General features: G+C 64.4%; 10 protein-coding genes. 6 read left to right on the top strand and 4 right to left on the bottom strand.

Annotation, left to right across the window (positions count from 1 at the left end; genetic code table 11):
* Positions 1–5 precede the first annotated feature (5 nt).
* A complete protein-coding gene (locus IEX24_RS15440) occupies positions 6–1,337 on the bottom strand; it encodes an MFS transporter (RefSeq protein WP_188679830.1) in 1,332 nt (443 codons plus the stop codon).
* Between the two features lie 193 nt (positions 1,338–1,530).
* Between IEX24_RS15440 and dnaK the strand changes: the two genes are divergently transcribed.
* From dnaK to IEX24_RS15415, 5 genes are all read left to right on the top strand, one after another.
* Positions 1,531–3,399, top strand: a complete 1,869-nt coding sequence (gene dnaK / locus IEX24_RS15435) for a molecular chaperone DnaK (protein ID WP_188679828.1) — start codon at positions 1,531–1,533, stop codon at positions 3,397–3,399.
* A gap of 2 nt (positions 3,400–3,401) precedes the next feature.
* Positions 3,402–4,070, top strand: coding sequence for a nucleotide exchange factor GrpE (locus IEX24_RS15430; RefSeq protein WP_188679821.1), 669 nt, complete (start codon positions 3,402–3,404; stop codon positions 4,068–4,070).
* Entirely contained in the window at positions 4,063–5,070 is a 1,008-nt protein-coding gene (locus IEX24_RS15425; protein ID WP_188679819.1) for a DnaJ C-terminal domain-containing protein, read from the top strand. The genes IEX24_RS15430 and IEX24_RS15425 overlap by 8 nt, the downstream gene beginning before the upstream one ends.
* A gap of 74 nt (positions 5,071–5,144) precedes the next feature.
* Positions 5,145–5,561: a heat shock protein transcriptional repressor HspR gene (locus IEX24_RS15420; protein WP_188679814.1), complete on the top strand. Its 417-nt coding sequence runs from the start codon at positions 5,145–5,147 to the stop codon at positions 5,559–5,561.
* Positions 5,562–5,734: 173 nt separating this feature from the next.
* On the top strand, positions 5,735–6,613 hold the full coding sequence (locus IEX24_RS15415; RefSeq protein WP_188679812.1) for a hypothetical protein: 879 nt from the start codon (positions 5,735–5,737) through the stop codon (positions 6,611–6,613).
* A gap of 16 nt (positions 6,614–6,629) precedes the next feature.
* On the opposite strand, the gene mptB is transcribed toward IEX24_RS15415, so the two are convergent.
* Positions 6,630–8,246, bottom strand: coding sequence for a polyprenol phosphomannose-dependent alpha 1,6 mannosyltransferase MptB (gene mptB, locus IEX24_RS15410; RefSeq protein ID WP_188679810.1), 1,617 nt, complete (start codon positions 8,244–8,246; stop codon positions 6,630–6,632).
* A 169-nt stretch (positions 8,247–8,415) separates the two neighbouring features.
* Between mptB and IEX24_RS15405 the strand changes: the two genes are divergently transcribed.
* Positions 8,416–10,596 carry an ATP-dependent Clp protease ATP-binding subunit gene (locus IEX24_RS15405; RefSeq protein ID WP_188679807.1) on the top strand — a complete coding sequence of 727 codons (2,181 nt, stop codon included), beginning with the start codon at positions 8,416–8,418 and terminating at the stop codon, positions 10,594–10,596.
* Between the two features lie 183 nt (positions 10,597–10,779).
* On the opposite strand, the gene acs is transcribed toward IEX24_RS15405, so the two are convergent.
* Complete coding sequence (acs, locus tag IEX24_RS15400) at positions 10,780–12,858, bottom strand: acetate--CoA ligase (RefSeq protein WP_372435800.1); 2,079 nt, start codon at positions 12,856–12,858, stop codon at positions 10,780–10,782.
* Positions 12,859–12,956: 98 nt separating this feature from the next.
* Complete coding sequence (locus tag IEX24_RS15395; protein WP_188679805.1) at positions 12,957–13,574, bottom strand: nitroreductase family protein; 618 nt, start codon at positions 13,572–13,574, stop codon at positions 12,957–12,959.
* Positions 13,575–13,612: the final 38 nt, after the last annotated feature.

Here is a 13,612-nt window from a genome sequence, read left to right as displayed (position 1 = left end):
GCGGGTCAGGGTGCGACGGTGGCGGGTTTGGCTGACACCGGGATGAGCACGACGAGGCCGATGGCGAGCACGAGTACGATGCCGAGGATGCCCCAGTACTGCTCACCGCCGATGGCTACGAAGACGGCGAATGCCGTGGGGGCGAGAAAGGTTGCGGCCTTGCCGGTCGTGGCGTAGAGGCCGAAGATCTCACCCTCGCGCCCTGCCGGAATAAGCCGCGCGAGAAACGACCGGCTAGCCGACTGTGCCGGCCCCACGAAGAGGCAGAGCGCGAGCCCAAAGATCCAGAACGCGGTCTGACCCGCGTCATGGAGGAGGAATACCGCCGTTCCGCAGACGACGAGGCCCACCAAAGCGGCCACGATGACGGGCTTCGGGCCGATGCGGTCATCGAGCCGACCGACAAGTACCGTCGAAATACCGGCGGTCACGTTTGCCGCGATAGCGAAGATAATTACTTCGCTCGGAGAGAACCCGAAGGTTCCGGCGGCCAAGACGCCACCGAAGGTGAAGACTCCGACCAGTCCGTCGCGAAACACCGCACTGGCGATGAGAAAGTACAGAGTCTGCCGACTGGTGCGCCACAGCCGGGCGATGTCGTGGCCTAGCCGCACATACGAGCCGAAGAAACTCACCTTCGGGCGCGCCACCTTCTCGGGCACGTGGTATTCGGGAACGGCGAGCAGAACGGGCAACGCGAAGATGCCGAACCAGATGGCAGCGATGAGCATCGACACCCGAACCGAGAGTCCGTTTGCGCTCGTCACCCCGAAGAGCCCCACATCGGGGTGGATGAAACCGAAGTACACGATCAGCAACAACACGATGCCGCCGAAGTAGCCCATCGACCAGCCGAACGCGCTGACCTTGCCGATGGTGCGTTTTGTCGACACGCTGAGCAGCATCGCGTTGTAGTTCACTTGAGCGAACTCGAAGAACAGCGTGCCGGCAGCCAGCAGCAGCAGCCCGAGCCAGAGGTAGTTCGGCGAGGCTTGCACGAAGAACATGAGTGCCAGAATGAGCACCACGATGTAGCTGTTCACGGCGAGCCAGAACTTGCGACGACCCGAAGCGTCTGAGCGTTGGCCGGTAATGGGAGCGAGCACGGCGACGATGAAACCGGCCACACCCAACGTGGCACCCAGCATCGCCGAAACAGAATCCACGTCGCCGAACGGGTGATTCGTGCTGTTGCCGGTGAGGTAGACCGTGAACACAAACGTGGTCGCCACCGCGTTGAGTGCCGAGCTGCCCCAATCCCAGAGCCCCCAGGAAAGTACGTGTGAACGGGGGATGATCGTGGTGGGCTCGGTATCGCCTGCCGCCGTTGCAGTCATGTGCACACAGTACAGTTCACGGGTAAACCACAGGTGTATTGAAACTTGAGTCGACGTAGCTCAAGTTTTGCCTTTTCGACTTGACACCGGATGCTCGCCTGGTAAACTTGAGCGTATAAGACTCAAGTACTCATCAGCTACATGGGTCTGAGACATCTTTAGCCGGCCGCAAGGCCAAGAAGGAGTAAAGCACATGGCTCGTGCAGTAGGAATCGACCTCGGAACCACCAACTCGGTTGTCTCCGTGCTCGAAGGTGGAGAACCCACCGTCATCGCAAACGCCGAGGGTTTTCGCACCACGCCCTCCGTCGTCGCATTCACCAAAGACGGCGAGGTTCTCGTCGGCGAGACCGCCAAGCGCCAGGCCGTCACGAACGTCGACCGCACCATCGCGTCGGTCAAGCGGCACATCGGTACCGACTGGACAGTCAACATCGACGACAAGAAGTACACACCTCAAGAAATCTCTGCGCGCATTCTTGCAAAGCTGAAGCGTGACGCTGAGGCGTACCTCGGCGACAAGGTCACCGACGCCGTCATCACCGTTCCTGCGTACTTCGGCGACGCCGAACGTCACGCCACGAAAGAGGCCGGCGAGATCGCAGGCCTGAACGTTCTGCGCATCATCAACGAGCCCACCGCGGCCGCCTTGGCCTACGGCCTCGACAAGGGCAAAGAAGACGAACTCATTCTGGTCTTCGACCTCGGTGGCGGTACGTTCGACGTCAGCTTGCTCGAAGTGGGCAAAGACGACGACTTCAGCACCATTCAGGTTCGCTCTACCGCCGGTGACAACCGCCTCGGTGGCGACGACTGGGATCAGCGCATCGTCGACTACCTGATCAAGCGCTTCAAAGACTCCACCGGCGTCGATGTGTCGAATGACAAGATCGCCAAGCAGCGCCTGAAGGAGGCCGCTGAGCAGGCCAAGAAGGAGCTGTCGGGTTCGCTCAGCACGACCATCCAGCTGCCCTACCTCTCGCTGACCGAGAGCGGCCCGGCCAACCTCGACGAGACGCTCAGCCGCGCCAAGTTCGAAGAGCTGACGCAAGACCTGCTTGCTCGCACCGAGAAGCCGTTCCAAGACGTCATCAAAGAGGCCGGTGTTTCTGTCGCCGACATCTCGCACGTGGTTCTCGTCGGTGGCTCGACCCGTATGCCCGCCGTCGTGGCACTGGTCAAGAAGCTGACCGGGGGCCGCGAGCCGAACAAGGGTGTCAACCCTGACGAGGTCGTAGCCGTTGGTGCTGCACTGCAGGCCGGCGTGTTGAAGGGCGAGCGTAAAGACGTTCTGCTCATCGACGTCACCCCGCTGTCGCTCGGCATCGAGACCAAGGGTGGCATCATGACCAAGCTCATCGAGCGCAACACGGCCATTCCCACCAAGCGCAGCGAGACCTTCACGACCGCAGACGACAACCAGCCGTCGGTGGCCATTCAGGTCTTTCAGGGCGAGCGTGAGTTCACCCGCGACAACAAAAACCTCGGAACGTTCGAGCTGACCGGCATCGCGCCGGCCCCGCGCGGCATTCCGCAGGTCGAGGTCACCTTCGACATCGACGCCAACGGCATCGTGCAGGTCTCCGCGAAAGACAAGGGCACCGGCAAAGAGCAGACCATCACCATCACCGGCGGGTCGAGCCTCTCGAAAGAAGACATCGAGCGCATGGTTCGTGAGGGCGAAGAGCACGCGGCCGAAGACAAGAAGCGCCGTGAGGCCGCAGAGGTTCGCAACACCAGCGAACAGCTTGCGTACTCCATCGACAAGCTGATCAAAGACAACGAAGATAAGCTGCCCGAAGACGTCAAGACTGAGGTTCAGGCCGATGTGGATGCTCTGAAGAGCGCCCTCGCCGGTGACGACGACGAGGCGGTGAAGTCGGCCTTCGACAAGCTCAACGAGAGCCAGTCGAAGCTCGGTCAGGCCATCTACGCCAACTCGCAGGCCGAAGAGGCTGCTGCGGCATCGGCAGCCGAGGCTCCGGCCGACGAAGCTGCCTCTGACGAAGATATTGTTGACGCAGAAGTTGTTGACGACGAAGAGTCGAAAGAGCAGAAGTAACCATGACCGAAGACGAATCAAAGCACGGCAACAACCAGGGCGATGATGAGTCAGGTCAGGGCGAGCCGATAGGCGACGACGCCTCGTTCATCGAGGCCGAAGGGCCCGATGTCGAGGTGCCGACCGGCGGCGAAGACGATGACGAAGGCTATTCCGAGGCAGCAGAAGAGGGGGAGACAGTGGGCGACGGCGAATTCAACGCAGACGACCTCAGCTTTCTCGACGCTGTGAGCGCCGGAGAGACGCAAGACTCCGACTTGGCCGCCGAGCGACTCGCCGACCTTCAGCGGGTGACCGCCGAATACGCGAACTACCGTAAGCGCACCGAGGCCAACCGCGAGATCGAGCGTGAGCGCACGGTCGGCGAAGTGGTCAAGGTTTTACTGCCGGTGCTCGACGATTTCGACCGTGCCGAGAAGCACGGCGATCTCGCCGAGGGCCCGTTCGTCTCCATCGTGGCCAAGCTGCGGGCAGGAGTCGAGCGATTCGGTCTCACGCCGTTCGGTACCCCTGGTGACCTCTTCGACCCGAAGATTCACGAGGCCATCTTTCAGCAGCCCAGCGCCGATGTTCAGGTCGAGACCGTGGCCGATGTCGTCGAAACGGGCTACTACCTCGGCTCGTCTCTCCTGCGCGCGGCCAAAGTCGTCGTAGCGGTGCCGAATGGCTAGCCAGGATTGGTTCGATAAAGATTTCTATAAGGTTCTCGGCGTTTCGAAAGACGTTGCTGCTGCCGACCTGAAGAAACAGTATCGAAAGCTGGCACGCCAGTACCACCCTGACTCCAACCCCGGTGACCCTGCCGCAGAAGCCAAGTTCAAAGAGATCAGCGAAGCCAACTCGGTTCTCGCCGACCCCGAACAGCGCAGAGAGTACGACCAGATTCGCGCGATGGGTTCTGGCGCTCGCTTCACGGCGGGTGGCCAGGGCCAGTCGGGCGGCTTCGAAGACGTGTTCGGCGGCATGTTCGGCGGCGGTGCCGGTGGTCGCGGCGGTGGCGCCAGTAACGCCAACTACTCGTACCAGCAGGCCGGCTACGACGACCTGCTCGGTGGGATGTTCGGCGGCAGCCAAGGCTTCGGCCAGCCCAGTGGCGGCTTTCGCGGTTTCGGCGGCCCGACTCGTGGGCGAGACATCAGTGCTCGCACCACGGTCGACTTCGTCACCGCGACCAAGGGTGACACCATCAAGCTGCAGACGGCTGAAGGCGGCACCATCACGGTGAAGATTCCGGCCGGCGTTTCAGACGGCCAGAAGATCAAGCTGCGCGGCAAGGGCGAGAAAAGCCCTGATGGCGGCGAGCCCGGCGACATCGTTCTCACGGTGTCGGTGCGCAAGCATCCCGTGTTCGAGCGCGACGGGCTGAACCTTCGGGTGAATGTTCCGGTCACGTTCGTCGAGGCCACGCTCGGCGCGACCATCGAGGTTCCGACGCTGGGCGGCGACCCCGTGAAACTGCGCGTCGCTGCGGGCACGCCGAGTGGGCGCGTTCTGCGCGTCAAGGGCCGCGGTGTCGAAACAGCCAAGGGCACGGGCGATTTGCTTGCCGTTGTGCAAGTGGCGGTTCCGTCGCACTTGTCGACCGAGGCACGTGAAGCGCTCGAAGCGTTTCATGCTCTTGAGCCGCAAGAGAACCCACGGGCCGAACTGCTCGCTAAGGCGCACGAGTAACCAGCACGCGACACGATATCCAGCACGCACGCAGGCAACGGCAGTAGCAGCGAACGGCGAACAGGAGGGGCGAAATGAGCATTCCAGTGAATGAAGACGCCCCCCTGTTCGCCATTGCTGTTGCCGCTGAACTGGCCGAGATGCACCCCCAGACCCTTCGGCAGTACGACCGCCTCGGCCTGGTCGTGCCGAAACGCACGGCCGGCAAGTCACGCCGCTATTCGCTGCGCGACGTGATGCAGCTGCGCGAGATAGCGCGGCTGGGCGCCGAGGGCATCACGCTCGAGGGCATCCGCCGCATTCTCGAACTCGAGAACCTGAACCAGCAGCTCGCCACGCGCATTCGCGAACTCGAGAGCGCCCTGGCCGACGAACTACTCACCCGCCCAGGCCGCCGCGTCTTCGCGGCAGGCACCGAGGGCGGCGCCGTCTCCCTCCGCAGCGGCGCCCGCACCCAACGCCGCACCGAGGTCGTGGTCTGGCGCCCCTAGGGCTTCGATAGCCCTCGCCCCTCATCCCCACGCACACCTGAGGTTGCGCAAAAGCACCTCTGCCGAGTCTCCGAGGTGCTTTTGCGCAACCTGCGAGGTGGGCAGGGTCGTGTGGCTGCGGTGCTTGACTCGGCGTGTTCGAGGGTGCTGATGCGGGCTGCGAGAATGGGGGCATGACCACTGCACCCCTGGGGCTTCTTCTCGATATCGACGGGCCCATCGCCTCGACGGTCACGCGGTCGATTGTGCAGCCGAGCATCCTGGGCGACCTGGTGAAGCTCGTTCGCGCGGGGGTTCCCATCGCGTTCATCACCGGCCGCTCTGACGTTTTCGTGCGCGACGAGGTGGTCGCGCCGTTGATGGCGGCGGGCCTCGGTGAGGCGCTGGCTGCGGGCGGGCGGATGTTCGTGGTCTGCGAAAAGGGTGCGGTGTGGTTCACCGTGGGTGAGCACGGCGGGGGCGAGGTCGAGGTCGACACTACGGTGGCGTTGCCCGCGGAGTTCGCCACGGGCATCCGGCGCCTGGTGACCGAACGGTTCGCAGACTTCATGTATTACGACGAGGGTAAGCGCGCCATGGTGTCGGTGGAGCAGCTGCCCACGATCGATGCCGACACCTATCACGTCGCGCAGCTCGACTACAACGAGGCGGCCTTCGAGGCGCTCGTCGAACGAGGGCTCGGTGCTCGGTATGGCGATCGCGAGGTGCCGAACGCTGCGGGCGATGTTCCGTTTCGCATCGACCCCACCTTCATCTCGACCGACGTCGAATCGGTCACTCTCGACAAAGACCGCGGGGCCGAGCGCGCGGTGAGCTACTTTCGCGAGCAGGGCGAACTGCCGACGCTCTGGCGTTCGGTCGGCGATTCGCGCAGCGACTACTCGATGGCCGACTACCTCTACCAGGCGGGCTTCGATGTTGCGCACGTGGATGTTCGGCCGGCCGATGGGCTACTCGAACGCCCCTATCGGGTCATCGTCGAGGGCGACCTCGTGCACGACGAAGCGGGCGCCGCGTTTCTCGCCTATTGGGTCGAGAAGCTCGGGCTATAGACCCATGCGGCGATCGTCAGCGATGATCATTCGACGAGAGGTCGGTGGGCGACAGCGTCGTCGCTGAGACATCGTTCGACGCCTGATGCGACACGGGCTTGAAGTCTGGTGTAGACCTCGCCCGGCTGACGGCTCGGCGCAGCTGAAAGCCGTGCCACGCGTCGCGCGTACGCCGCACGAGCAGACCGACCGAGAGGTCTTCGTGAATGCAGTAGGCCAAGATCAGCAGCACGGCTCCGGCACTGATGGTCGCGTTGCGAATGATCTGCGACGTGGTGTCGCCTTGCACAGCATCGGGAATGTCCATGGTCTCGGCGATGCTCACCGAGGCGAAGAAGATCGAGACTGCAACCAAGATGTGTGTCTGCAGCCCCCGTTTGATTCCCGCAAGCGCGAAGAGCACGATCACCCAAGCCGCGTACCAGGGGTGAATCACGGTCGACGAGAGCACCGCCGCGGCGAAAGCCAGAGCCAGCCGAATCAGGGGGTCGATCGGGCGCATCGTGAGCATGATCCAGGCCACGAACACCACCATCAGGCCGAGCGCGCCCAGCCTGATGACTTCTGACGCCATCGAGCCGTTCAGCCCGACCGCGTCGAACAGCCCGCCGATGGTGCCTGAAACGGCGGTGACCGGTGCGTACCAGTGCGAGACCGAACCCGGGGTGGTGAGTGTGTAGATCCAGCCGTACCCGACGTTCGTGATGTAGCCGAGGCCGACGAGAATGGCGCCCGAGATGCCGAAGGTCGCCAGCCAATATTTGATGGTGCCGCGCAGAGTGCGGTTCTGGCCGGCCCAGATTATACCGACCACGGGCAAGGCGAGAAGAGCGATGGGCTTGACGCCGATGGCGGCCGTGACCAGCAACGTCGCCACGAGCGGATGTTTGCGCAGTGCGTAATACAGCCCGGCGACGAGGCAGAGCAGCATGAGCGCATCGTTGTGTCCGCCCACCACGAAGTTGAACATGATGAGCGGGCTGGCCAGAACGAACCACAGAATCTTCACGGGGTCGAGCTGCCGCAGACGCGCGATGCGATAGGCGTAGAAGGCGAGGCCGACGACACTGAGCACCGCGATCATCCGGAACAGAGCAATGGCGGTGATCGGTGACGTGCCCACCGCGCCCACGATGACTTGCTCGAGCCAGAGAAAGATGGGGCCGTAGGGCGTTTTCGCGTTCGCCCACATGGGGTCGACGCCGATGTTGAACCAGCCCGGCAGGGCCGAGATGCCATCGATGTAGGGGTTGAAACCGGCGAGCATGAGCCGGCCCTGAGCCACGTAGGCGAACATGTCGCGGGTGTAGAGCGGCACGCTGCAGATGAGCGGAATGGCCCAGACCACGCTCGTGACGATGACGCGCCGCAACGCTTCGGCAGGTTTGCTGCGAAGCTGAACCCCGAGCTTCAGCCACGCGATGATGAGCAGGATGCTCGCCAGAATCACCACGATCGACAGGGTGTAACCCGCCACATCGCTCGACCGCAAGACGTTGATCACAGGCCAGCTGAGCACGTTGGTGCCGGGGCCGAGCCAGCCGACGCCGAGGGATCCGAGCGCTATGAAGAGAGACGCCACCAGCCCCAGAATGAGCGGTGAGCCCGATTCTCGTTGCAGAAATCTCTTCACTGTAAACACTCTATGAGATGGTGCCTGTAAAGGGCATGGTGATGGTGTTAATGGTGGCGCCGGTACGGCTTTTTGGGTAAACTTGAGCTAGGTCGACTCAAGTTTGACCGACACTTTTCTCGTCAGGGCGCGTCAGTGCGCCGAATACCAGCAGAAAGGTAAGACCCCCATGCAGCCGCAGAGCGGTCAGCAGGCCGAGGAGCAGCAGAGCGCCCTCGAGAAGTACGGCGTCAATCTCACCGAGATCGCGGCGCTCGGCAAGCTCGACCCGGTGATCGGTCGAGACGCCGAGATTCGCCGCGTCAGTCAGGTGTTGACACGGCGCACCAAGAACAACCCCGTGCTCATCGGCGAGCCCGGCGTCGGTAAGACGGCCGTCGTCGAAGGGCTCGCCCAGCGCATCGTCGCGGGTGACGTCGCCGATTCGCTGAAGGGCAAGCAGCTCGTCTCGCTCGACCTCGCGGCGCTGGTCGCGGGCGCGAAGTACCGCGGCGAATTCGAAGAACGGCTGAAGGCCGTGCTGAAAGAGATCAACGACGCCGACGGGCAGATCATCACGTTCGTCGACGAGCTGCACACGCTCATGGGTGCGGGCGGTGGCGAGGGGTCGGTCGCGGCCTCGAACATGCTGAAGCCGATGCTCGCCCGCGGTGAGTTGCGGCTCATCGGCGCCACCACGCTCGACGAGTATCGCGAGTTCATCGAGAAAGATGCTGCTCTCGAGCGCCGCTTTCAGCAGGTGTTCGTGGGCGAGCCGACGGTCGAAGACACGATTGCCATCTTGCGAGGCCTCAAAGAGCGCTACGAAGCGCACCACAAGGTGTCGATCGCCGACGCCGCGCTCGTTGCCGCTGCATCACTGTCGAACCGGTACATCACCGGGCGGCAGTTGCCCGACAAGGCCATCGACCTCATCGACGAAGCGGCGTCGCGCCTGCGCATGGAGATCGACTCGGCCCCCGTCGAGATCGACGAGCTGCGCCGCAGCGTCGACCGGCTGAAGCTCGAAGAGCTTGCACTGAAGAAAGAGAAAGACGACGCGAGCAAGCAGCGGCTCGAGAAACTGCGTGCCGATCTGGCGGCGCGCCAGGCCGAGCTGGGCGTGCTGCAAGAGCGCTGGGATCGCGAGCGTGCGGTGCTCAACCGGGTGGGTGAACTCAAGACGCAACTCGATGCGGCACGAATGGCAGCTGAGAAGGCGCAGCGTGAGGGTAACCTCGAGCGGGCATCCAAGTTGCTGTATGGCGAAATTCCCGTGATCGAGCGTCACCTGCGTGAGGCCGAGAGCGCCGAACAGAACCCTGACGTCGAACGCATGGTGAGCGACCAGGTCACCGAGGCAGAGATCGCGGCCGTGATTGCTGCGTGGACGGGCATCCCGGTCGACCGCCTCACCCAGGGCGAGACCGAGAAGCTGCTCAACCTCGAGAACGAGCTGGGCAAGCGGCTGATTGGGCAGAAGACGGCCGTTCGCGCGGTCGCCGACGCGGTGCGCCGCACGCGAGCGGGCATTTCAGACCCGAACCGGCCGACGGGCTCGTTCATGTTCTTGGGCCCGACCGGTGTGGGCAAGACCGAGCTGGCCAAGGCGCTCGCCGAGTTCTTGTTCGACGACGAGCGGGCGATGATCCGCATCGACATGAGCGAGTACGGCGAGAAGCACTCGGTTGCGCGGCTGCTCGGTGCGCCTCCCGGCTACATCGGCTACGAGCAGGGCGGTCAGCTGACCGAGGCCGTGCGGCGGCGCCCCTACTCGGTGGTGCTGATGGACGAGATCGAGAAGGCCCACCCCGAGGTGTTCGACGTGCTGCTGCAGGTGCTCGACGACGGGCGGCTGACCGACGGCCAGGGGCGCACGGTCGACTTTCGCAACACCATTCTGATCTTGACGTCGAACCTCGGCTCGCAGTACCTCGTCGACCCGGCGCTCTCAGATGCGTCGCGCGAAGAGCTGGTGATGCAGGTCGTGAGGCAGGCATTCAAGCCCGAGTTCATCAACCGGCTCGACGACATCGTGGTGTTCTCGGCGCTTTCGCACGACGACCTCGCCCAGATCGTGTCGCTCTACGTCGACCGGCTGGCGCGGCGTGTTTCTGAGCGCGGGCTGTCGCTGGCCGTGACTCCGGATGCCCGGGCCTGGCTCGCAGACCGCGGCTACGATCCCGTGTACGGCGCCCGGCCGCTTCGACGGCTCATGCAGCACGAGATCGACGACCGCCTCTCGATGGCGTTGCTCAGCGGCACCATCCGCGACGGAGAAACGGTCTACGTGGGCCTCGCGCCTGACGGCTCGGGTCTTACGGTGGCGGCGGCTGCCCCCGGCGAACTCGCCGCCCTGCCCGACGCCTAACCGCCTCGTTGCGCTGCGGCGCGCGCCATAAACGGCGCCCTCGTGCGAAAGTGCGGTGGTTTCGGACGAGAGCGAGCGCCTAGGCTATCGCTCTCGTCCGAAATCCTCGCGCGCACGGGTGCCGCGGATCGGGGTCGGGCGGCTCGGCGCGAGAGCGATGGCAGCCTCGTCCGCGCGTTCCGGCTAGGGGCGGGCGGCGAGAATCGCCGCGATGCGGTGCGGCACGGTCTCGTCTTGCAGCGAAGTCGTGTCGCCGAGAGGGCGGCCGTCGACGAGGTCGGCGAGCAGGCGGCGCATGATCTTTCCGGAGCGGGTCTTGGGCAGATCGGGCACGACGATGAGCAGGGCCGGCTTGGCGATGGGGCCGATCTCGTGAGCTACGTGGGAGCGCAGGGCGTCAGACAGTGATGCCGACAGATGCGCCCAGAAGGCAGGGTCACCAGCATCCTGAGCCGAAATCTCGGCCGAGGGAATGACGAACGCGGCGATCGCCTCGCCCGTGGTCGGGTCTGATACGCCCACGACGCCGGCCTCGCCGACGGCGGGATGCGACACCAGCGCCGACTCGATTTCGATCGTCGAAAGGCGGTGGCCCGACACGTTGATGACGTCGTCGACCCGGCCGAGCAGCCAGATGTAACCCTCGTCGTCGTATTTGGCTCCGTCGCCGGCGAAGAAGTAGCCGCGCTCGGCGAAGCGCGCGAAGTACGAATCGCGGTAGCGCTCGGGGTTGCCCCACACCGTGCGGGCCATCGACGGCCAGGTTCCGGCGAGCACGAGGTAGCCGCCAGAGCCGTAGGGCACGGTTTCGCCCTGCTCATCGACAATGAGGGCCGAGAGCCCGGGCAACGCGAACGTGGCGCTACCGGGTTTCAACACGGTCACGCCGGGCAGCGGCGCGATGATGGCCGAGCCCGTTTCAGACTGCCACCAGGTGTCGACGATAGGCGCCCGCCCGCTGCCCAGGTTTTCATGAAACCAGACCCATGCCTCAGGGTTGATCGCCTCGCCTACGGTGCCGAGCAGGCGGATGCTCGAGAGATTCCAATTGCCAGGCAAACCCTCTGAGAACCAGGTCATCAGCGTGCGAATCAGCGTCGGCGCCGTGTAATACGTCGTGACGCCGTAGCGTTCGATGATCTCGAAGTGCCGCCCGGTATGCGGAGTGTTCGGCGTTCCCTCGTAGATGACGCTCGTGGCGCCGTTTGAGAACGGCCCGTAGAGCACATAGGTGTGCGCCGTCACCCAGGCCAAGTCGGCCGTGCACCAGTACACGTCATCGGGTTTGGCGTCGAAAGCGGCCCAGTGGCTCCAGCTCGCCTGCGTGAGGTAGCCGCCGCTGGTGTGCACCAGGCCCTTCGGTTTGCCGGTGGTTCCGCTGGTGTAGATGATGAACAGTGGATGCTCGGAGTCGAAGTACTGCGCCTCGTGGGTCTCTGCGGCGGCAGCAATCGCGTCATGCCACCACACGTCGCGGCCCTGCTGCCACGGAATCTCGGGCGTGAGATCGCCCGTGCGCCGAATGACCAGCACGTGCTCGATGGTGTTGACCCCGGTCTCGGCGTTGCCTCTGACTGCTTCGTCGGCGTTCGCCTTGACTGCGACCGCTTTGCCGCGCCTGAACTGCCCGTCGCTCGTGACCAGCAGTTTCGCCCCGGTGTCTTCGACGCGAAACTTCAGCGCCTCGGCCGAGAACCCGCCGAACACGAGCGAGTGAATAGCGCCGATGCGCGCGATGGCCAGGGTGACCACGATGGTTTCGGGAATCACGGGCAGGTACACGACCACACGGTCGCCCTCACCGATGCCGAGCGCTTCGAGCGCGTTCGCCGCTTTCGCGACGCGGCGCTGCAGTTCGGCGTAGGTGATCTGTTCGCGGTCGCCCGGTTCACCCTCGAAGTTAATGGCGATTGTGTCGCCGCGGCCCGCTTCTACGTGGCGATCGACGCAGTTGACCGCCACATTGAGGGTGCCGCCGACGAACCACTGCGCCTCGGGCACGTCGATCGCTCCGTCGAGCTGCAGGGCGGGTTTCCACGTGTGTGCGGTGTGCCACGGAGTGTGCCAGTCGAGCCGGGCCGCTTGCTGCTCCCAGTACGCCACGGGGTCAGCGGATGCCCGCCCATACTCACTCGCGTCGACATTCGCCGCGGCGCTGAACTCTGTGCTCGGAGCGTAGCGGCGGTTCTCGCGCAGGAGGTTCTCGATGGTGCCCGGCGTTGCGGTGGGGGCAGCGTTAGTGGGTGCGGATTCTGCGGTCACTGTTTCGACGGTAGCGGGTTGCGCGGTGCGCTGAGGCGTGCGGTGTCATGCGCGGTAACGCTCGCCGAGCATCCGGTGCGCGCACCGCCTCGAACGGATCAGTCGTTGATGGTGACGATCTCGGCGAGCGACTTGCGGGTGCGTGGAGCGACCTCGCGGCTGCGGGCTCCCTCGTCGGCCAGAGCCTCGGCGGGTGCGACCGTGCCGAGTGCCGTGACGGTGACCGGCTCCCAGCGCTCGTCGAGCCCGAAGGTCTCACGGAGCCCTGCAACCTCGATGCCGCCCATCTGGTGCACGTGCAAGCCGTCGGCGTGCGCCTGCACCGAGAGGTGAGCCATGGCCTGGCCGAGGTCGTAGTGCGCCCAGCGACGGGGAGTGCCGTTGTCATCGATGACCTCGGCGATGGCGACGATCAGCACGCTCGCGTTCGGTGTCCAGGCCTGGTTGAAGCCCATCAAGTTGGCGTTGATCAGGTCGAACGTTGCGGTGCCGCGGCGGCCGACGATGAACTTCCACGGCTGCGAGTTAGCGGCCGACGGCGACCAGCGCGCTGCTTCGAGTGCGGCGGTGAGGGTGGTTTCGTCGATTTCGCTGGTCGGCTCGAACGAGCGAGGGCTCCAGCGGTCGGTCAACACATCGAGAATCGGCACGCTGGTTTCGGCAGCGCGACCGGCGATGGTGGGTTCGGGGGTGGTGGTGGGCTCGGTGAGCGTCATGAGTGGCTCCTGTTCAGAGTGGATTTTCGAATCGGGCA

Origin of the sequence: Subtercola lobariae (assembly GCF_014640255.1) — a bacterium.
Classification (GTDB): domain Bacteria; phylum Actinomycetota; class Actinomycetes; order Actinomycetales; family Microbacteriaceae; genus Subtercola; species Subtercola lobariae.
This window is presented reverse-complemented; position numbering and strand designations above follow the sequence as displayed.